The organism is Streptomyces sp. NPDC007205, from assembly GCF_040634095.1.
In the GTDB taxonomy this organism is placed as follows: Bacteria; Actinomycetota; Actinomycetes; order Streptomycetales; family Streptomycetaceae; genus Streptomyces.
Genome location: NZ_JBEYEW010000007.1, coordinates 1 through 19870, shown reverse-complemented (window position 1 = coordinate 19870; position 19870 = coordinate 1). Strand labels below are relative to the sequence as shown.

Genomic DNA, 19870 nt, shown 5'->3' with positions numbered 1-19870 from the left:
GCGGCGCATCGGGAGGCGACGCCGTACCCGTCGAAGACGGCGTGACCGGTGGCGACGACCGCCTCCAGCCGCTCGCGGCCGACCTCGCGCACGACGCGCGGCGCGAGCCGGTCCCTCGCGGCGGGGCCGGGGTCGGAAAGCGGTGGAGCGCCACCGGCCTCGGCCGCGCCGCGTCCGTGCAGATCGCGTATGCCGGGTGGTCAGCGCCCGGCTCGTCCCCGTCGCTCGTACACCGTCACCCGCCGCCCACGGACCTGCTCGTCCGCCACCACGGTGAAGTACTTCTTCAGCACGGAGAGCTTCACGCTGTCCCGCTGTGCCGTCACCGGCTTCGCCACCCCCGTGGCGTCCGTGACCAGCAAGATCCGCCTCTCCGCCAGCATCGCCGTCCGGATGCGGGCCGGACTGGTCTCCTCGCCCTTCAGCGTCCCGGACGCCACCGGGCCCTCCCCCAGCGCGATGTCCCGCAGTCCGGTGAACGCGTCGGGGGACACCAGCGCGGTGTCCCGTCGGGCCGCCGGCAGGAAGAGCGTCGCGTCCCCGGTCTCCTTCAGGCGCCGCACGTCGGCCGCCACCGCCAGTACGTCGTCCACGCGGCTCGACGGGGACCGCTTGGCCAGCGACTGCGGGAGCAGCGCCACGAACGCCACGACGACCGCCACGGGGACGAACCACCCCGACGCCCTCGGGAACCGTGGTGTGGCCGCCCGTACCGCCGAGCCCAGGGCCGCACCGATCAACAGTGCCAGACCCAGCAGGCTGAACAGGACATATCTGTCCACGAACAGGGGCTTGGCCAACGAGATGCCTATCAGGGTGAGTTGCGGCACCGCGAGCAGGGGCAGTCCGACGGCCGCCGCCGACAGTCGCCCTGTTTTCGGCCGGTCCAGCAGGGCTCCGAGGCCGCCGATGGCCAGGAGGACCGCCGGGCCGATCAGCATGTGCCAGGTCAGCGGCGGTATCCACGCTATCTGGTCGGACTGGCCGCGGCTGAAGAGAATCAACGGCAGATCGCCTGCCACGGCGACCACCGCGGCGGCCGTCCAGCGCACCCACACGCCGCGCCCGCTCCGTGTCCACAGGAGTGTCCCGGCGTGCGCGGGCAGGATCAGCAACGACAGCCAGTTCAGCAGCCCGCATGTGAGGACCGTGCCGGCGTACGCCACCCAGCCGATCGCCCGGCCGCGTCCTTCCCGCAGGGTCACCAGCAGCAGTGTCGAGATCCCGGCCCCGGCCGCCACCAGCGCGTACGGGCGGCCCTCCTGGAGATAGAACTGCGCCGAGGGCAACAGCCCGAGCGCCAGCCCCGCTCCCAGACCCGCCCACGCCCCGGCGAGCCGGTGGCCCAGGGCGGCCACACAGGCCGCCGCCACCGCCATCGCCAGCACGGAGGGCAGGCGCAGGGTGGTGGTGCTGGGTCCACACCATGCGAAGAGTGCGTGCATCAGCAGGTAGTAGAGCCCGTGCACGGCGTCGACGTGCGCCAGCATGTGCCAGACGTCGGCCGTGGACCGTCGGGCCACCTGCCAGGTCGCGGCCTCGTCCCGCCACACGCTGTGCTGCCGGGGCAGCCCCCACAGGCCGAGGGCGAGAGTCCACAGCATCGGGACCGGCCAGACAGGAAGAGCACGCCGGGGAACGGATATGGCAGATGTCATGAGAGTCCAGGTCCTACGGGTGGCGGAGTCCGGGGCAGGGGCAGCCGTCCAGTCCCACCAGGCGCCGTCGCTCAGCCGGATGAGCGGAAGGCGCGCACCTTGTTGATCTTAAAGGTGCGCTCGCAGGGGCCTGTCTACCCGACGCAACCCCACCCGCCTTGGCGAACTCCTGCCCTCCCGCTCCCGCGTGGCCGCAGGCCGCAGGCCGCAGGCCGCAGGCCGCAGGCCGCAGGCCGCAGGCCGCAGGCCGCAGGCCGCAGGCCGCAGTTGGAACCCCGTGACCTGCGGACCACGGCTCGCTCAGGGGGCGTCGGCTCAGCGCTCCGGGGTCCATCTGTGGATCAGCTCGTGCTGCGCCAACGTTGAGGAGGTCGGGCTTTCGCTTCCTTGCGACGTCGCGGAACGGGCTGATACACGTTTGCCAGGTCGGCGACGTGGTGGTGCGTCACCCGCCACACATTGAAGCGGAACTCCACCAAACTCCCTGTGGCCTGCGGAAATGCGAAGCCATCCAGCACCATCCCAGCACGGGATCCACGACAAACTCCCCGCCTCGCCCACCATCCGCCACTCACAGTGGCCAAGCGGCCAGCAAATCGCCGGGGCCGTAGGCAGCGTCAAGCCCCGGACAGTCGACTCCACTGCGTGAGACCGCCACGACTGGAACGGGTTCGTCGGTGAGGGCGGCCCGGTGTCGATGGAGAGCTGCCAGGTCGTGCCGGTCAAAGGGTGACTGCTCCAGCCACTTGATGGAGCCGAGAAAGAGCAGCTCCTTGGCGATGGGGGCGCGGTCCCCACCAACGATGTCGATCTCGACGTCGTTGGTGCGGGTCCAGTAGCCGCCTACTGCGGGGGCCGCGGGGAGCTCGTCGTCGGGCAGTATCCGGGCAAGCGCCTCGCGGATGAGCGGCTCGATCGCGCGGCCGCGCCAGCTGGTCCAGCTCTCGCGGATCCGCGCCAAGGTCAGATCGCCCCGCCCTCGCTCGATCTCCTCCATGGACGGGCCGAGCAGGTGCAGCCAGAACCGTAGGTAGGGATCTGCCACCCGGTAGCGGCGATCCTTCGACGGACGCAGCGACACGGGCAGCTCCGCGGCGACGATCCGCTTGTCCGTAAGCAGTTCCAGCGCTCGCTGCAGCGGCGTGGCCCCGATCCCGCCGGCCGCACGGGCGATGTTGGTGAAGGTCCGCTCGCCACTTCCGATGGCCGCCAGCACCGTACGCGCCTGGGCCTGCGGGGGAAATTCGGCAGCCAGCGAGCGCTCGGCCGACACCAGCAGGGCCGAGACCGGATCGTTCAGCGCCTCGCCGAGGAAGTCCCACAGCCCTGCGCCGCGCGGCCACTCCGCGCAGATCAGCGGCAGCCCGCCGGTTACCAGCGCGGCGTCGAAGGCTTCCGCCGGATCCAGCCCGAGCATCTGCCCGACCTCGGCGGGGTTGAGCGGTCCCAGCACCATCTCCCGGCCGCGCTGATGGAAGGGGCGTCCGTAGCTGTTCAGTGCCTCCATCATCGACAGATCGGAGCCGATGAGGACCAGCAGCACTGGCTTGGTCTCCAGCACCCGATCCCAGGCCCGTTGCAGCATCCCCTCAAAGGCGCCATCGGTATCCATCAGGTACGGCACCTCGTCGATGACCAGCACGCTCGCCCGGTCGGCGGGCAGCGCCGCGCCCAGCACATCGAACGCGGCATCCCAGCTCTCCGGCCGCGCGGCGGCCACCAGCCCCGCCAACGGCAGCGTCGATGACTGGGCATCCCGGGCCAGCCGCGCCAGATCATCCCTGAGGGATGCACCGGTCGCCGCGTAGAACAAGAACGGAGCTCCGGAGCGCTCCGCAAACCGCTCGACCAGTCGCGACTTGCCCACCCGGCGCCGCCCACGCAACATCACGCACCGACCGGGCCGCTCCCCGCCAACCCCTGCGGCCACCTTCTGCAGCTCTCGCTCCAATGTCGCCAGCTCCTGCCGACGACCTACAAAGTCCACCATGTCCGCCGACCTTCCACCGACCTCCACGCACGACACTAACGACAACGTTACTAACGTAGACGTTAGTAAGCTGCGCCAGGTGTGCTGTCCGGGGAAAGGCGAGGCGGGAAGAAACCAGGGGCCCGACCCCGGAGAGTCGGGCCCCTTCTGACCTGCATGTTCGCCAGATCAGCGACGTGGTGGTGCGTCACCCGCTACACGTTGAAGCGGAACTCCACCACGTCCCCGTCCTGCATCACATACTCCTTGCCCTCCATCCGCGCCTTGCCCTTGGCGCGGGCGTCCGCGACCGAGCCTGTTTCGACCAGGTCCTCGAAGGAGATGACCTCGGCCTTGATGAAGCCCTTCTGGAAGTCGGTGTGGATCACGCCGGCCGCCTCGGGGGCCGTGGCGCCCTTCTTGATCGTCCAGGCGCGGGACTCCTTGGGGCCGGCCGTCAGGTAGGTCTGCAGGCCGAGGGTGTTGAAGCCGACGCGGGCGAGGGTGGCGAGGCCGGGCTCATGCTGGCCGACGGACTCCAGCAGCTCCAGGGCCTCCTCCTCGTCCAGCTCGGCGAGGTCCGCCTCCAGCTTGGCGTTGAGGAAGATCGCCTCGGCGGGGGCGACCAGGGCGCGCTGCTCGTTCTTGAACTCCTCGTCGACCAGTTCGTCCTCGTCGACGTTGAAGACGTAGAGGAAGGGCTTGGTGGTCAGCAGGTGCAGGTCGTGCAGGAGCTCGTTGCGCTCGGTGCCCTGGACGATGCCGTGCGCGAAGAGCGTGTCGCCCTTCTCCAGGATCTCCTTGGCCTCCTCGACCGCCTTGACCTTGGGGGCCACGTCCTTCTTGATGCGCGACTCCTTCTGGAGGCGCGGGAGGACCTTCTCGATCGTCTGGAGGTCGGCGAGGATCAGCTCGGTGTTGATCGTCTCGATGTCGTCCTTCGGCGAGACCTTGCCGTCGACGTGGACGACGTTCTCGTCCTTGAAGGCGCGGATGACCTGGCAGATCGCGTCGGACTCGCGGATGTTCGCGAGGAACTTGTTGCCGAGGCCCTCACCCTCGGAGGCGCCGCGCACGATGCCCGCGATGTCGACGAAGTCGACCGTGGCCGGGAGGATGCGCTCCGAGGAGAAGATCGAAGCCAGCTTGGCCAGGCGGGCGTCGGGGACGCCCACCACGCCGACGTTCGGCTCGATCGTGGCGAACGGGTAGTTGGCCGCCAGCACGTCGTTCTTGGTCAGGGCGTTGAACAGGGTCGACTTGCCGACATTGGGCAGGCCGACGATTCCGATCGTGAGCGACACGTTGCGACTTCCCGTAGATGAGTGGGCCAGGGGGCTGTCAGGGGCCAGAGACCGACACTGCCCGATCCCCCAGTTTACGGGGTCCGCGCCTACCGGCTCGCGGGAGCTTCGAACGCCCGGCCAAGCGCTGCGCACCGGCGTGTCGGATGGGTGATTCGGCACATAAACAGACCTAAGTTGGTCCAGTGGAGCAACGCAGAACGCGACCCCCGAACGACGGAGCGCGACGCGGCTCGCGGAAGCCCGCGCACCTGCCCCCGCAGGCCGGGCGCAGGCCCGGCGGCGAGCGCAGGCCCGGCCCGGGGGCGCGGCGGCCGGAGCGGCGGGAGCGCCCGGCACGGCCGGTGTCGCCGGGTCCGCTGCTTCCCGGTCCCCGGCTCACCGGGCTCGGCAGCGGACTGTTCTGTGCCGTGGCGATGTTCCTGCTGGGCTGCCTGGACGCGCTCCTGTTCGGCGGGGCCCTCACCGTGTACGGCGTGCTGTTCCTGCCGGTATGTGTCCTGACCGCGCTGTGGGTGCGGGCCGGGGACGTGCTGACCGCTCCCGTGGTCGTACCGATCGCCTTCGCCGTGGGGCTGCTGCCCGTCGCCGACGGCAGCGGGGGGCTGCTCGGCCGGCTGATGGGGCTTTTCACCGGGCTCGCCACCCAGGCCGGCTGGCTGTACGGGGGGACGCTCGCCGCCGGTGTGATCGTGCTCGTACGCCGGGTGCGGTGGGTGCGGGGGCGCAGACGCCCGACGACCTGAGCGGCCGGCACCGGCTCTCTCGCCGGAGCCGGCGCCCGCGGGGCCGCCGGAGGCTACGCGTGCTGGGCCGCTCTCATCGCCGCTCCCACGATGCCCGCGTCGTTCTGCAGCTGCGCGGGGACGATCTCGGCCCTGATGCCCTCGATGAAGTGCAGGAACTTGACGGCCTTGCGGCTGACCCCGCCGCCGATGACGAACAGCTCCGGCGAGAACAGCATCTCCACGTGCGCCAGATACTTCTGGACGCGGTGCGCCCACTGCTCCCAGCTCAGACCGTGGTCTTCCTTGGCCTTGCTGGAGGCTCTCCGCTCCGCGTCGTGGCCGCTCAGCTCCAGGTGGCCCAGCTCCGTGTTCGGGACGAGGACGCCGTCCGTGAAGACGGCGCTGCCGATGCCGGTGCCGAAGGTGAGCAGGATGACCGTGCCCTTACGGCCGCGGCCGGCGCCGAACTGCATCTCGGCGACGCCCGCCGCGTCCGCGTCGTTGACGACGGTCACCGGCAGGCCGCCCAGTTTGCCGCTGAACAGGGCGCGCGCGTCGGTGTCGATCCAGCTCTTGTCGACGTTCGCCGCCGTACGGACCGTGGCGCCGCCGGTGACCACTCCGGGGAAGGTCAGGCCGACCGGGCCGGTCCAGCCGAAGTGGTCGATGACCTGCTTGACCCCGTCGGCCACACCGTCGGGCGTCGCCGGGTGCGGGGTGAGCACCTTGCGGCGCTCCTGGGTGAGGTCGCCCCTGTCCAGGTCCACAGGGGCGCCCTTGATCCCGGAGCCGCCGATGTCCACGCCGAAGATCTGCATGGCTCCACGTTACGACGGACGACTGACAGTCACGCCTCAGGAGTGCCGGCCGTCATGCCCCAGGAGTGCCGGCGGTCACGCCTCAGGAGTGCCGGCGCCGCCGCGCTCGGCGACCAGGGAGGCCGCCTCCTCGCGCAGGTCGCGGCGGAGTTCCTTGGGCAGTGAGAAGGTGATGGACTCCTCGGCGGCCTTGACGATCTCCACGTCGCCGTAGCCGCGCTCGGCGAGCCACTCCAGGACCTGCTCGACCAGGACCTCGGGGACGGAGGCGCCGGAAGTGACACCGACGGTGGTCACGCCCTCCAGCCAGGCCTCGTCGATCTCGCTGGCGAAGTCGACGAGGTAGGCCTCACGGGCGCCGGCGAGCTTGGCGACCTCGACGAGCCGCTTGGAGTTGGAGGAGTTGCGCGAGCCGACCACGATGACCAGTTCGGCCTCGGCGCCCATCTGCTTCACGGCGAGCTGGCGGTTCTGCGTGGCGTAGCAGATGTCGTCGCTGGGCGGGGAGACCAGGCCCGGGAACTTGGTCTTCAGGGCGTCGACGGTCTCCATGGTCTCGTCCACGGAGAGCGTGGTCTGGGACAGCCACACGACCTTGGAGGGGTCACGGACCTCGACCTTGGCGACGTCCCCGGGGCCGTCGACGAGCTGGATGTGGTCGGGGGCCTCGCCGGAGGTTCCGATGACCTCCTCGTGGCCCTCGTGGCCGATCAGGAGGATGTCGTAGTCCTCGTTGGCGTAGCGGACGGCTTCCTTGTGGACCTTGGTGACCAGGGGGCAGGTGGCGTCGATGGTGGCGAGGCGCCCCTGCTCGGCCTCCTCGTGCACGACCGGGGCGACGCCGTGCGCCGAGAACATGACGATGCTGCCGGGCGGCACCTCCTCCGTCCGCTCGACGAAGATCGCGCCCTTCTTCTCCAGGGTCTGCACGACGTACTTGTTGTGGACGATCTCGTGCCGGACGTAGATCGGGGCCCCGTACTGTTCGAGGGCCTTCTCGACGGCGATCACGGCGCGGTCCACACCGGCGCAGTAGCCACGGGGGGCGGCGAGCAGGACACGGCGGCCAGGCGAAGCGGTCATGCGTCCCATCGTAAGGGTGCGTCCGCCGGCGCCGGGACGGACGGATGCCGCAGGGGGCAGGGTTCGGCGGCCTGCGTGGCTGAAGGGCCCAGGCACACGGCCCCGGGGCGAACGGCGCTGGACCGGACTGTCGGTACCCCCCGTTACGCTCAACCGCATGGCTGCGAAAACCACCCCCGAAGCCCCCCTCCCCGTCGGCGAGGTCTCCCGGCTGATCGGGGGCTGGATCGACCGGCTCGGTGCGGTGTGGGTCGAGGGACAGATCACGCAGCTGTCGCGGCGGCCCGGCGCCGGAGTCGTGTTTCTGACGCTGCGGGATCCGTCGTACGACATCTCCGTGAGCGTGACCTGCTACCGGCAGGTGTTCGACGCCGTCGCGGACGTCGTCGGCGAGGGCGCCCGCGTCGTCGTACTCGCCAAGCCCGAGTGGTACGCCCCGCGCGGCCAGCTCTCCCTGCGCGCCGCCGAGATCAGACCCGTCGGCGTCGGCGAGCTGCTGGCCCGGCTGGAGCGGCTGAAGAAGGCGCTCGCGGCGGAGGGGCTGTTCGCGCCGGAGCGGAAGAAGCCGCTGCCGTTCCTGCCGCAGCTGATCGGGCTGGTCTGCGGCCGTGCCTCCGCCGCGGAGCGGGACGTGCTGGAGAACGCCCGGCACCGCTGGCCCGCCGTCCGCTTCGAGGTGCGCAACGTCCCCGTGCAGGGCGTGCACGCCGTTCCGCAGGTCGTGCAGGCGGTGAAGGAGCTGGACGAGATCGAGGACGTGGACGTCATCATCGTCGCGCGCGGCGGCGGCAGCGTGGAGGACCTGCTGCCGTTCTCCGACGAGCAGTTGGTGCGGGCCGTGGCCGAGTGCCGTACGCCGGTCGTCTCCGCCATCGGGCACGAGCCCGACAACCCGCTGCTGGACCACGTGGCCGACCTGCGCGCCTCCACCCCGACCGATGCGGCCAAGAAGGTCGTACCGGACGTGGGCGAGGAGTTCGAGCGGGTGCGGATGCTGCGGGACCGGGCCCGGCGGTGCATGAACGCGTTTGTCGAGCGGGAGGAGCGCGGCCTGGCGCACACGCTGGCCCGCCCCTCGATAGAGGATCCGCACCGGGTGATCGACGAGCGCGCCGACCACGTTGCCTCCCTGGTCGGGCGGAGCCGGCGGACCCTCGGCCACCTTCTGGACCGCGCGGACTCGGAGCTGACGCACACGCACGCGCGCGTGGTGGCCCTCTCCCCCGCGGCCACGCTCAAGCGCGGCTATGCGGTACTGCAGAGATCGGACGGACATGTGGTGCGCGGCCCGGACGAGGTGACGGAGGGCGAGGCGCTGCGTGCGCGCGTCGCCGACGGTGAATTCACGGTGAAGGTGGGCGAATGACCAGCAAGGTGGACGAGGCGCTGTCGTACGAGCAGGCGCGGGACGAGTTGATCGAGGTCGTACGGCGCCTGGAGGCGGGCGGTACGACGCTGGAGGAGTCCCTGTCGCTGTGGGAGCGCGGCGAGGAGCTGGCCAAGGTGTGCCGGCGCTGGCTGGAGGGGGCGCGGGCCCGGCTGGACGCGGCGCTCGCCGAGGAGGAAGAGGGGGAGGCGAAGGGGCAGGGAGGGGACGCCGGGTAAGCGCGGCCGGGGGGCGGGCCACTCCAGGGAGGCAGTGAGGCGGGTCACCACACCCCGACTATTGTTGAAGCTTGAACTTCACTGGCGTAGGGTCGGTGCCGTCAGCCGATCCGGACCACGGTCCGGTACGCCGCGGCACGCCGCCACACCCTAGGAAAAGCACACATGTCTCTCGTTCTTGACCCCGCCGCCCAGGACCTGCTCTTCCGCGAGGCCCGCACCGCGAACACCTTCACCGACGAGGCGGTGACCGACGAGCAGGTCCAGGCGATCTACGACCTGGTCAAGTACGGCCCCACCGCCTTCAACCAGAGCCCGCTGCGCGTCACCCTGGTCCGCTCCCCCGAGGCCCGTGAGCGCCTGGTGCAGCACATGGCCGAGGGCAACCAGCCGAAGACGGCCGCCGCCCCGCTGGTCGCGATCCTCTCCGCGGACAACGAGTTCCACGAGGAGCTGCCGACCCTCTTCCCGCACTTCCCGCAGGCCAAGGACCTGTTCTTCGGCGAGCGTCCGGCCCGTGAGGGCGCCGCCGCGCTGAACGCCGCGCTGCAGGCCGCCTACTTCATCATCGGCGTCCGCGCCGCGGGCCTCGCCGCCGGCCCGATGACCGGCCTCGACTTCGAGGGCGTCCGCAAGGAGTTCCTCGACGACGACCACACCCCGCTGATGGTGGTCAACATCGGCAAGCCGGGCCCGGACGCCTGGTTCCCGCGCTCGCCGCGCCTGGCGTACGACGACGTCGTCACGACCGTCTGAGACCCTCGCACGACGCCCGCACGACGCCCGTAACGGCCTCCCCGTACGGGAGAGGCCCCCGGCAACACCGCCGGGGGCCTCTCCCGCATGTCACGCGTGGCTCACTGGGTCTTCAGCGCCGCCGCCATCTTCGTCAGCTCCGCGAAGGACGCCGTGCCGGCCACCACCGTCGTGGTGCCGGACGTGCCGTTCAGGACGAGGGCGTCGTAGCGGCCGCCGGTGTAGCGGGTCCAGGTGCGGCCGGCGATCGTCTCGGTCTGCTTCGTCGCCGACGCTCCCTGACTGGCCTCGTCGATGAAGTCGGACGCCTTCTGCGTGGACTGTTCGACCTGGACGTACTGGCCGTCCGGGGTCTGGTAGCCCAGGTGCCAGCGGTCGGAGTTCTCGCCCTGGAAGCGTACGGAGGTCGCCTTCCAGGTACTCGGCAGGCCCTCGGGGGCGGCCACCGGGTAGCTCGCCGCGCGCCGGGCCGTGAGCAGCTCGACCCGGTAGTCGACCCGCTTGAGGTCGGGAGCGTGATCGTCGTGCGGGATGGCGAGGAAGTAGACGACCAACGCCGCGATGCCGATCAGGACCAGGGAGAGCACCATGTCCCGGGCCGTCTTCTGCTTACCGTTCGAACCTGCCACGCCCTCTATCGTCGCAGGTGCCCCAAGCGCTCATCCGTGGGGTCCCCTGCTCATTTTGTCCGCCCGGCGATAGAGTCAGGTCCAATACCCTCATCCGGCCGTCGTCGTATCAGAAAGGTGCGCTCCGATGACCGAAAATCATCATCTGCCGTCCGAGCTCGATGTTCCCTCCGAGGCTCCCGACCGTAACCTCGCCCTGGAACTCGTCCGGGTGACCGAAGCCGCCGCCATGGCCGCGGGCCGCTGGGTGGGGCGCGGCGACAAGAACGGCGCCGACGGTGCCGCGGTGCGTGCCATGCGAACCCTCGTCTCCACCGTGTCGATGAACGGCGTCGTCGTCATCGGCGAGGGCGAGAAGGACGAGGCCCCGATGCTCTTCAACGGGGAGCACGTGGGCGACGGCACCGGTCCCGAGGTCGACATCGCGGTCGACCCCATCGACGGCACCACGCTGACGGCCAAGGGCATGCCGAACGCGATCGCCGTCCTCGCCGCCGCCGAGCGGGGCGCCATGTTCGACCCGTCCGCCGTGTTCTACATGGACAAGCTGGTCACCGGCCCGGAGGCGGCGGACTTCGTCGACATCAACGCGCCCGTCGAGGTGAACATCCGCCGGATCGCCAAGGCCAAGCGGTCCTCACCGGAGGACGTCACCGTCGTCATCCTGGACCGGCCGCGGCACGAGGGTCTGATCCGGGATGTCCGGGAGGCCGGCGCGCGCATCAAGCTGATCTCCGACGGCGATGTCGCCGGCTCGGTGTACGCGCTGCGCGAGGGCACGGGCGTCGACCTGCTGCTCGGCATCGGCGGCACGCCCGAGGGCATCATCTCGGCCTGCGCGGTGAAGTGCCTGGGCGGCACCATCCAGGGCAAGCTGTGGCCCAAGGACGACGAGGAGCGGGCGCGGGCCATCGACGCCGGGCACGACCTGGACCGCGTGCTGACGACCGACGACCTGGTGTCGGGCGAGAACGTGTTCTTCGTCGCCACCGGCATCACCGACGGTGAGCTGCTGCGCGGCGTGCAGTACCGGTCGGAGACCGCGCTGACCGAGTCGATCGTGATGCGGTCGAAGTCCGGGACGGTGCGGAGGATCTACTCCGAGCACCGGCTGAGCAAGCTGCGGGCCTACAGCGCGATCGACTTCGACCGGGCCAAGTAGCCCCCCGCGCCGCTGAGCAGGAAGCGCCCCCTGTGCGGAGGGGGCGCGACCTGTCCGGTCATCCGGCTATGCGATTGACCGTCGTCGTCCGCGTCGCCTTCTTCAGATCCATCTCCCGCCTGCGGCGCCTCGCCAGCACCACTCGGCGTTCCGCCGCCGTGAGGCCGCCCCAGACGCCGTACGGTTCGGGCTGGAGAAGGGCGTGCTCGCGGCACTCGACCATCACCGGACAGCGCGCGCAGACGCGCTTGGCCGCCTCCTCGCGGGAGAGCCGGGCAGCGGTCGGCTCCTTCGACGGGGCGAAGAACAGGCCGGCCTCGTCGCGCTGGCACACCGCCTCGGTGTGCCAGGGAGCGTCTTGGTCCCTGTCTCGCGCTGGCACCCGCTGGGCCGGAACGGCAGCGACCTGCAGGGACGAATGCGGCGGTTGCAGCACGGTCTACTCCTGACGACGGCTTCGCGAGCGAGAGACGATGCAGCAAGGCCTACCCGCTGTGCGCGCGCCTATGCACAGCGTTCCCAACCGCAGGCGCACGGCGGCTCGTTCACGCCCCCACCGCGAGGACACAGAAGGGCCGGACCCTTCCGATCACCGGCGGATTCACGACCGTCAATGGCCCAGGCGCCTGCGCAGCTTCCGGTCGACCTTGTCCTGGACGCGATCCAGCTTCCGGTCGATCTTGTCCTGCACCCGCTCCAGGATGTCCGCCACGCGCTTGCCACGCCTGGGCCGCGCCTCGACATTGCCGAGTACGGCCCAGCCGTCGACGTAGACGACCGGCGCCTGCGAGTCGACCGAGTCCAGCGTGTCCACCTCGAAGTTGCCGAGGACGCCGCCTCCGGTGCCGCGCAGCGACACGTTCTCCGGGACGCGGATCTGGACGTCACCGAAGACCGAGACGGCCTTGATCACGACCTGCTGGTACTCGAAGAGCGCCTCGCTGAGGTCTATCTCGACGCTGCCGAAGACCGAGTACGCGTGGATACGGCGGCCGGCACGCCAGCGGCCCCGGCGCACCGCACTGCTGAAGACGGCGACCACGGTGGCGTCGGCCTCGTGCGGGATCGCGCCCGGGGTGGGGCGGGGCGGGACCGGCGTGTAGGCGGAGGCGGACGGCTGCTGATGGGCGGCGGGCAGGTCCCGTATGAAGACCTCCAGCTCGCCGACGGTCTTGGCGGCGAGAACGCCCTCGACCCGCTCGGCATGTTCGTCAGCGGTCAGCCGGCCCTCGGCCAGGGCCTCACGGAGGATCTCGGTGATGCGGTCACGGTCGGCGTCCGAGGCACGCAGCTCGGCGACACGTGCTTCGGTGTGCTTCTGAAGGTCCACGGGCACAGCGTACCGAAACGCGATAGATCGCGACTAGGGGCTGTGGAAAACCCCGGCGTGTCGAACTGAGCCTTACCTCACAGGTTCCGTGTCGGCGGCAGGTTCTACGCTGGTGAGGCCCGCCAGCGTCGGCGGGCGGCCGTCCGTCAGAGTGAGGAATGGGCTGAGATGCCGCGTAGTTCCCCCCCGAACCGCCCAGCGTTCGCGTACACCGATCTGCTCCCCCAGGGCGAGGACACCACCCCGTACCGGCTGGTGACCTCCGAGGGCGTCTCCACCGTCGAGGGACCGGACGGGCGGACGTTCCTCAAGGTGGAGCCGGAGGCGCTGCGCAAGCTGGCCGAGGAGGCCATCCACGACATCCAGCACTACCTGCGCCCGGCCCACCTGGCCCAGCTGCGCCGCATCATCGACGACCCCGAGGCCTCCGGCAACGACAAGTTCGTCGCGCTCGACCTGCTGAAGAACGCGAACATCGCGGCGGCCGGCGTGCTGCCGATGTGCCAGGACACCGGTACGGCGATCGTCATGGGCAAGCGCGGCCAGAACGTGCTGACGGAGGGCCGCGACGAGGAGGCGCTGAGCCGCGGCATCTACGACGCCTACACCAAGCTCAACCTGCGCTACTCGCAGATGGCTCCGCTCACCATGTGGGAGGAGAAGAACACCGGCTCCAACCTGCCGGCCCAGATCGAGCTGTACGCCACCGACGGCGGCGCCTACAAGTTCCTGTTCATGGCGAAGGGCGGCGGCAGCGCCAACAAGTCCTTCCTCTACCAGGAGACCAAGGCCGTCCTGAACGAGGCCTCCATGATGAAGTTCCTGGAGGAGAAGATCCGTTCGCTCGGTACGGCCGCCTGCCCGCCGTACCACCTGGCGATCGTGGTCGGCGGCACGAGCGCCGAGTACGCGCTGAAGACCGCGAAGTACGCCTCCGCGCACTACCTGGACGAGATCCCCGCCGAGGGCTCGGAGCTCGGCCATGGCTTCCGTGACAAGGAGCTCGAGGAGAAGGTCTTCGAACTGACCCAGAAGATCGGCATCGGCGCGCAGTTCGGCGGCAAGTACTTCTGCCACGACGTCCGCGTCGTCCGCCTGCCCCGGCACGGCGCCTCCTGCCCGGTCGCCATCGCCGTCTCCTGCTCGGCCGACCGCCAGGCCGTCGCGAAGATCACCGCCGAGGGCGTCTTCCTGGAGCAGCTGGAGACCGACCCCGCGCGGTTCCTGCCGGAGACGACCGACGAGCACCTCGAGTCGGATGACGCCGTCGTCAAGATCGACCTCAACCAGCCGATGGACACGATCCTCGCCGAGCTGACCAAGTACCCGGTCAAGACCCGCCTCTCCCTGACCGGCCCGCTGGTCGTGGCCCGTGACATCGCGCACGCCAAGATCAAGGAGCGGCTGGACGCGGGCGAGGAGATGCCGCAGTACCTGAAGGACCACCCGGTGTACTACGCGGGCCCGGCGAAGACCCCCGAGGGCTACGCCTCCGGTTCCTTCGGCCCGACGACGGCCGGCCGCATGGACTCCTACGTCGAGCAGTTCCAGGCGGCGGGCGGCTCCAAGGTGATGCTGGCGAAGGGCAACCGGTCCAAGCAGGTCACCGACGCGTGCAACGCCCACGGTGGCTTCTACCTCGGCTCCATCGGCGGCCCGGCCGCGCGTCTCGCCCAGGACTGCATCAAGAAGGTCGAGGTTCTGGAGTACGAGGAGCTCGGCATGGAGGCCGTCTGGAAGATCGAGGTCGAGGACTTCCCGGCGTTCATCGTCGTGGACGACAAGGGCAACGACTTCTTCCAGGATCCCGCACCCCAGCCGACCTTCACGTCGATCCCCGTGCGCGGGCCCGGGCTGGCGTAGTCGGCCCTGCTGCGCGAGATCCGCGGCCACCGGCGGGTTCGGGCGCGCCGTGCGCAGGGCCAACGCTGTGCGCAGAGCCAGCGCCGCGCAGGGCCAGCCAGGGCAGCACCGAGTTCTTCGAGAACATGTTGTCGCGACCTGCTGCAGAACGCGTCGGCGTCCCCGTCCCCGTCCCCGTGCCCGTCCGCCGACGGGGACGGGGACGGGGACGGATGCAGCCTGCGCCGACTGGCCCGGTGGCGGGGGCATCAGGGGCCGCTGGACCAGTTGGGCCGCCTGGACGAACAATTGCGCGCACGGTGACCGGCCCCGGGAACAGTGCTCCCAGCGATGTTGCTGTCCCAGGTGGAGGTGATCGGCAGTGGCCGACGAAGAGCAGACGTATCGCATCGAGCACGACTCCATGGGCGAGGTACGCGTCCCGGCGCATGCCAAGTGGCGGGCGCAGACGCAGCGGGCCGTGGACAACTTCCCGGTTTCCGGGCAGCGGATCGAGCGGGCGCACATCGAGGCGCTGGCCCGGATCAAGGCGGCCGCGGCGAAGGTGAACGCCGAACTCGGTGTGCTGGACAAGGACGTCGCGGAGGCGATCCAGGAGGCGGCCGGCGAGGTCGCGGAGGGCCGGTGGGACGAGCACTTCCCGGTGGACGTGTTCCAGACCGGCTCCGGAACGTCCTCCAACATGAACACCAACGAGGTCATCGCCACGCTCGCCAGTGAGCGGCTCGGCCGGGACGTGCACCCCAACGACCACGTGAACGCCTCCCAGTCGTCCAACGACGTGTTCCCGTCGTCCCTCCACATCGCCGCCACCGCCGCCGTCACCCACGACCTGATCCCCGCCCTCGACCACCTCGCCGCCTCGCTCTCCCGCAAGTCCGAGGAGTTCGCCGACGTCGTCAAGTCCGGGCGGACCCACCTCATGGACGCCACACCCGTGACCCTCGGCCAGGAGTTCGGCGGATACGCCGCCCAGATCCGCTACGGCGTCGAGCGGCTGGGCGCCTCCCTCCCCCGCCTCGCCGAACTTCCCCTCGGCGGCACCGCCGTGGGCACCGGCATCAACACCCCGCCCGGTTTCTCCGCCGCCGTCATCGCGGAGGTCGCCCGGGCCACCGGGCTGCCGCTGACCGAGGCGCGCGACCACTTCGAGGCGCAGGGCGCCCGGGACGGGATCGTGGAGACCAGCGGGCAGCTCAGGACCATCGCGGTCGGGCTGACGAAGATCGCCAATGACCTGCGCTGGATGTCCTCCGGACCGCGCACCGGGCTCGCCGAGATCCGGCTGCCCGACCTCCAGCCGGGGTCGTCCATCATGCCGGGCAAGGTCAACCCGGTGATCCCCGAAGCCGTACTCATGGTGGCCGCCCAGGTGATCGGCAACGACGCCACCATCGCCACCGCCGGCGCCTCCGGGAACTTCGAGCTCAACGTCATGCTCCCGGTCATCGCGAAGAACGTCCTGGAATCGGTCCGGCTGCTCGCCAACGTCTCGCGGCTGCTGGCCGACCGGACGGTCGACGGCATCACCGCCGACCGGGAACGGACCCGGGAGTACGCCGAGTCGTCGCCGTCCGTGGTGACGCCGCTGAACAAGTACATCGGGTACGAGGAGGCCGCGAAGGTCGCCAAGAAGTCCCTCGCCGAGCGGAAGACGATCCGGGAGGTCGTGCTGGAGGGGGGCTACGTCGAGCGCGGTGACCTGACGCAGGAACAACTCGACGAAGCACTGGACGTCCTGCGGATGACCCACCCATGAGGCCGCTGCCCTACGGAACCGTGACGTGCACCGCAGCGTCGTTTGCCTGCGGCACCTAATATCTGTCCATGACGGACGACGGAGCGATGACACACCTGGACGCGGACGCGGGACCTGCGAGCCACTGGAGCCCTGGCGATCAGATCCTGTGGCGCTACCGGGAGAACGCGGGCCGGCACTTCCACATCGCCCGGCCCGTCACCGTCGTCCGTGACGACGCCGAGCTGCTCGCCGTGTGGCTGGCCCCCGGCACCGACTGCATGAAACCCGCCCTGGCCGACGGCACGCCCGTGCACCAGGAACCGCTGGAGTCCCGCTACACCAAGCCGCGCACGGTGCAGCGGGACCGCTGGTTCGGCACGGGGGTGCTGAAGCTGGCCCAGCCCGGCCGGCCCTGGTCGGTGTGGCTGTTCTGGGAGCCGGGCTGGCGGTTCAAGAACTGGTACGTCAACCTCGAACAGCCGCTGGCCCGTTGGGCGGGCGGGGTGGACTCCGAGGACTACTTCCTGGACATCTCCGTCCATCCCGACCGCAGCTGGCACTGGCGCGACGAGGACGAGTTCGCGCAGGCCCAGCGGGACGGGCTGATGGACGCGGCCACCGCCGAACGGGTGCGGGCGGCCGGACGGGACGCGGTCGAGGTGATCGAGGCCTGGGGGCCGCCGTTCTCCGACGGCTGGCCGCACTGGCGCCCGGATCCGTCCTGGACGGTACCTTCTCTCCCCGAGGACTGGGACCGTACGCCCGCGCATGTGTCCTCATGAGACCCTTGATGCGCCCCCGGGCAAGAAACGTAGGATCGTCCTCCGCAAGGGCGCACAAGTGCAACTCCGGGAGCACGCGCCGGGCCTGACCGATCATCACCGAGGGGCGGCAGCACGTGAGCGAGGGGCACCAGGGCACAGGATCCACCTCTGAGCACGCGGGAATTCCGTTCCTGGGGCACGTATTGCGGGTATCGGGACTTCTGCGGGAGCAACTGCGCGCCCGGCGCGCAGTGCCGTACGGATGGATGCGACACGCGTGACGGAGCAGCCCACCTCCTTCGAGCGCCCCCAGGGCGCCGACTCCGCGGAGGGCCGCGGGGCGCTCCGGCGTGCCCCGAAGCAGGTCGGCGGGCCCGCCGCCTTACCGGTGCAGGCCCGGACCGACGGCACGCCCTCCGGCCCGGGGGCGACCACGCCCTGCGGCAAGGGGAACAAGGGGAAGGAGCCCCCAGTCAACGGCCCCGAGCACTCCCAGCCCGCCACCACCGAGCCCGGCGCACACCGCCCGCGCCCCGCGCCGGAGGGCATTCCGCCGCAGCCCGGCACGGAGCAGGAGCGGGCGCAGGGCGGTCAGGAACGCCGTACCGGGCGGGGACTGCCGCCCGGACGGCCGATGCCCATGCGGCGCGACGGCGACCGGCTCAGGTTCGTCGGCGCGGCCACCCGGCGGATCGCCCGTGGTCTCGATCTGGACGAGATCGTGATGGGCCTGTGCCGGGCGACGGTGCCGACGTTCTCGGACGCGATCCTGGTCTATCTGCGCGACCCGCTGCCGGTCGGCGACGAGCGGCCCACCGGTCCGGTGGTGCTGCGGCTGCGCCGTACCGACCGGATTCCGGAGGAGCGGGACACCGACGGTGGGCTGCTGCCGCCCGCCTTCGACCCGGAGCCGGAGCCGAGCGCGCTGGCCGAGCTGTCCGCGCTCACCACCGAGCTGTGCGAGGTGCGCCCCGGCGGCGCGCTGAACGAGGTGCTGCGCGGGGTGCGCCCGGTGTTCGCCGACGCGCCCGCCGCCCGCGCCGCGCTGCCCGAGCTGCTCGGCGAGTGCGCCGAGACGGTCGTACCGTCCGGGCAGCACGCGATTCTCGCGCCGCTGCGCGGCAGGCGCCGGGTGATCGGCGCGGCGCTGTTCCTGCGCCGTCCGGAGCGGCCGGCGTTCGAGGCCGACGATCTGCTGGTGGCGGCCCAGCTGGCCACGCACAGCGCGCTCGGCATCGACAAGGCGGTGCTGTACGGCCGTGAGGCGTACATCGCCGACGAGCTGCAGCGCACCATGCTGCCCGAGACCCTGCCCCGGCCGACGGGTGTGCGGCTGGCCTCGCGCTATCTGCCGGCCGCGGAGACCGCCCGGGTGGGCGGCGACTGGTACGACGCGATCCCGCTGCCCGGCAGCCGGGTCGCGCTGGTCGTCGGCGATGTCATGGGGCACTCGATGACCTCGGCGGCGATCATGGGCCAGCTGCGCACGACCGCGCAGACCCTGGCGGGGCTCGATCTGCCGCCGCAGGAGGTGCTGCACCATCTGGACGAGCAGGCGCAGCGGCTGGGCACCGACCGCATGGCGACCTGTCTGTACGCCGTCTACGACCCGGTCACGCACCGCATCACGATCGCCAACGCCGGTCATCCGCCGCCCGTGCTGCTGCACTTGGGCGGCCGGGCCGAGGTGCTGCGGGTGCCGCCGGGCGCGCCGATCGGCGTCGGAGGGGTGGACTTCGAGGCCGTGGAGCTGGACGCGCCCGCCGGGGCCACACTGCTCCTGTACACCGACGGCCTGGTGGAGTCCCGGCTGCGGGACGTGTGGACCGGCATAGAGCAGCTGCGCGAACGGCTCGCCGCGACCGCCCAGTTGACCGGCCCCGACCATCCACCGCCGCTGGAAGCCCTGTGCGACGAGGTGCTGGACATGCTCGGGCCGGGCGACCGGGACGACGACATCGCGCTGCTCGCGGCCCGCTTCGACGGGATCGCGCCGAGCGATGTCGCGTACTGGCGGCTGGAGCCGGAGGACTCCGCGCCCGGGCAGGCCCGCCGGCTGGCCCGGCGCGCGCTCGCCCGCTGGGACCTGGAGGACCTGTCGGACTCGGTGGAGCTGCTGGTCAGCGAGGTCGTGACGAACGCCGTACGGTACGCGTCGCGGCCGGTGACGCTGCGGCTGCTGCGCACGGACGTGCTGCGCTGCGAGGTCGGCGACGATGTGCCGCAGCTGCCGCGGCTGCGCCAGGCCCGGGCCACGGACGAGGGCGGGCGCGGTCTGTACCTGGTCAACAAGCTGGCCCGGCGCTGGGGCGCGACCCGGCTGAGCACCGGCAAGGTGGTCTGGTTCGAGCTGAACCGGGGCTGAGGGTCCCGGACATGAGGGAGGGGCGCCCGGCGGATGCCGGGACCAGGTTCGGCGGGGCCTGGAGACAGGCGGACGGGCCCATGATGTGCCGGGCC

The 19870-nt window shown here is 70.8% G+C and carries 17 protein-coding genes; 9 read left to right on the top strand and 8 right to left on the bottom strand.

The features are described 5' to 3' along the window. Window positions 1–200: 200 nt before the first annotated feature. The 3 genes from ABZ624_RS14175 to ychF all read right to left on the bottom strand — a co-directional run bounded on the left by ABZ624_RS14175 (window position 201) and on the right by ychF (window position 4931). Window positions 201–1658: a hypothetical protein gene (locus tag ABZ624_RS14175; RefSeq protein ID WP_360087013.1), complete on the bottom strand. Its 1458-nt coding sequence runs from the start codon at window positions 1656–1658 to the stop codon at window positions 201–203. Window positions 1659–2229: 571 nt separating this feature from the next. Then, the gene (locus tag ABZ624_RS14170; protein WP_360087011.1) at window positions 2230–3648 is read right to left on the bottom strand and encodes an ATP-binding protein; all 1419 of its coding nucleotides are present in this window, start codon (window positions 3646–3648) and stop codon (window positions 2230–2232) included. A gap of 194 nt (window positions 3649–3842) precedes the next feature. Continuing rightward, window positions 3843–4931: a redox-regulated ATPase YchF gene (ychF, locus tag ABZ624_RS14165; protein ID WP_360087008.1), complete on the bottom strand. Its 1089-nt coding sequence runs from the start codon at window positions 4929–4931 to the stop codon at window positions 3843–3845. Window positions 4932–5116: 185 nt separating this feature from the next. Here ychF and ABZ624_RS14160 point away from each other — a divergent pair, with 185 nt between their 5' ends. Continuing rightward, window positions 5117–5677, top strand: coding sequence for a DUF6542 domain-containing protein (locus ABZ624_RS14160; RefSeq protein ID WP_360087005.1), 561 nt, complete (start codon window positions 5117–5119; stop codon window positions 5675–5677). A gap of 53 nt (window positions 5678–5730) precedes the next feature. Here the strand turns inward: ABZ624_RS14160 and ppgK are convergent, their stop codons facing one another. Beyond that, on the bottom strand, window positions 5731–6477 hold the full coding sequence (ppgK, locus tag ABZ624_RS14155; RefSeq protein WP_360087002.1) for a polyphosphate--glucose phosphotransferase: 747 nt from the start codon (window positions 6475–6477) through the stop codon (window positions 5731–5733). Window positions 6478–6552: 75 nt separating this feature from the next. Continuing rightward, window positions 6553–7569, bottom strand: a complete 1017-nt coding sequence (locus tag ABZ624_RS14150) for a 4-hydroxy-3-methylbut-2-enyl diphosphate reductase (protein WP_360086999.1) — start codon at window positions 7567–7569, stop codon at window positions 6553–6555. Window positions 7570–7717: 148 nt separating this feature from the next. On the opposite strand from ABZ624_RS14150, the gene xseA reads away from it, so the two are divergent. The 3 genes from xseA (at window position 7718) to ABZ624_RS14135 (ending at window position 9921) form a co-directional block, all read left to right on the top strand. Then, entirely contained in the window at window positions 7718–8926 is a 1209-nt protein-coding gene (gene xseA / locus ABZ624_RS14145) for an exodeoxyribonuclease VII large subunit (RefSeq protein WP_360086996.1), read from the top strand. Next, a complete protein-coding gene (locus ABZ624_RS14140; protein ID WP_360086993.1) occupies window positions 8923–9165 on the top strand; it encodes an exodeoxyribonuclease VII small subunit in 243 nt (80 codons plus the stop codon). The genes xseA and ABZ624_RS14140 overlap by 4 nt, the downstream gene beginning before the upstream one ends. Before the next feature lie 165 nt (window positions 9166–9330). Beyond that, complete coding sequence (locus ABZ624_RS14135; protein WP_360086990.1) at window positions 9331–9921, top strand: malonic semialdehyde reductase; 591 nt, start codon at window positions 9331–9333, stop codon at window positions 9919–9921. Between the two features lie 101 nt (window positions 9922–10022). Here ABZ624_RS14135 and ABZ624_RS14130 read toward each other — a convergent pair whose 3' ends face one another. Further along, window positions 10023–10550 carry a DUF4245 domain-containing protein gene (locus ABZ624_RS14130; protein WP_360086987.1) on the bottom strand — a complete coding sequence of 176 codons (528 nt, stop codon included), beginning with the start codon at window positions 10548–10550 and terminating at the stop codon, window positions 10023–10025. A gap of 127 nt (window positions 10551–10677) precedes the next feature. On the opposite strand from ABZ624_RS14130, the gene glpX reads away from it, so the two are divergent. Then, window positions 10678–11712, top strand: coding sequence for a class II fructose-bisphosphatase (gene glpX / locus ABZ624_RS14125; protein ID WP_360086984.1), 1035 nt, complete (start codon window positions 10678–10680; stop codon window positions 11710–11712). Between the two features lie 58 nt (window positions 11713–11770). On the opposite strand, the gene ABZ624_RS14120 is transcribed toward glpX, so the two are convergent. Further along, window positions 11771–12148 carry a WhiB family transcriptional regulator gene (locus ABZ624_RS14120; protein WP_360086981.1) on the bottom strand — a complete coding sequence of 126 codons (378 nt, stop codon included), beginning with the start codon at window positions 12146–12148 and terminating at the stop codon, window positions 11771–11773. A gap of 174 nt (window positions 12149–12322) precedes the next feature. Continuing rightward, window positions 12323–13042 carry a DUF1707 domain-containing protein gene (locus tag ABZ624_RS14115; RefSeq protein ID WP_360086978.1) on the bottom strand — a complete coding sequence of 240 codons (720 nt, stop codon included), beginning with the start codon at window positions 13040–13042 and terminating at the stop codon, window positions 12323–12325. Window positions 13043–13210: 168 nt separating this feature from the next. On the opposite strand from ABZ624_RS14115, the gene ABZ624_RS14110 reads away from it, so the two are divergent. From ABZ624_RS14110 to ABZ624_RS14095, 4 genes are all read left to right on the top strand, one after another. Beyond that, window positions 13211–14905 (top strand): fumarate hydratase, encoded by a 1695-nt coding sequence (locus ABZ624_RS14110; protein ID WP_360086975.1) that lies wholly within the window; start codon window positions 13211–13213, stop codon window positions 14903–14905. 361 nt (window positions 14906–15266) lie between these two features. Then, a complete protein-coding gene (locus tag ABZ624_RS14105; RefSeq protein WP_360086972.1) occupies window positions 15267–16664 on the top strand; it encodes a class II fumarate hydratase in 1398 nt (465 codons plus the stop codon). 68 nt (window positions 16665–16732) lie between these two features. After that, a complete protein-coding gene (locus ABZ624_RS14100; protein ID WP_360086969.1) occupies window positions 16733–17428 on the top strand; it encodes a DUF402 domain-containing protein in 696 nt (231 codons plus the stop codon). A 259-nt stretch (window positions 17429–17687) separates the two neighbouring features. Further along, the gene (locus ABZ624_RS14095; protein WP_360086966.1) at window positions 17688–19775 is read left to right on the top strand and encodes a SpoIIE family protein phosphatase; all 2088 of its coding nucleotides are present in this window, start codon (window positions 17688–17690) and stop codon (window positions 19773–19775) included. Window positions 19776–19870: the final 95 nt, after the last annotated feature.

Bases quoted from the DNA above. Each gene is read 5' to 3' on its own strand.
- ABZ624_RS14170 (WP_360087011.1), bottom strand. From the start codon at position 3,648: ATGGTGGACTTTGTAGGTCGTCGGCAGGAGCTGGCGACATTGGAGCGA.
- ppgK (WP_360087002.1), bottom strand. From the start codon at position 6,477: ATGCAGATCTTCGGCGTGGACATCGGCGGCTCCGGGATCAAGGGCGCC.
- ABZ624_RS14140 (WP_360086993.1), top strand. From the start codon at position 8,923: ATGACCAGCAAGGTGGACGAGGCGCTGTCGTACGAGCAGGCGCGGGAC.
- ABZ624_RS14175 (WP_360087013.1), bottom strand. From the start codon at position 1,658: ATGACATCTGCCATATCCGTTCCCCGGCGTGCTCTTCCTGTCTGGCCG.
- xseA (WP_360086996.1), top strand. From the start codon at position 7,718: ATGGCTGCGAAAACCACCCCCGAAGCCCCCCTCCCCGTCGGCGAGGTC.
- ABZ624_RS14110 (WP_360086975.1), top strand. From the start codon at position 13,211: ATGCCGCGTAGTTCCCCCCCGAACCGCCCAGCGTTCGCGTACACCGAT.
- ABZ624_RS14135 (WP_360086990.1), top strand. From the start codon at position 9,331: ATGTCTCTCGTTCTTGACCCCGCCGCCCAGGACCTGCTCTTCCGCGAG.
- ABZ624_RS14150 (WP_360086999.1), bottom strand. From the start codon at position 7,569: ATGGGACGCATGACCGCTTCGCCTGGCCGCCGTGTCCTGCTCGCCGCC.
- ABZ624_RS14100 (WP_360086969.1), top strand. From the start codon at position 16,733: ATGACGGACGACGGAGCGATGACACACCTGGACGCGGACGCGGGACCT.
- glpX (WP_360086984.1), top strand. From the start codon at position 10,678: ATGACCGAAAATCATCATCTGCCGTCCGAGCTCGATGTTCCCTCCGAG.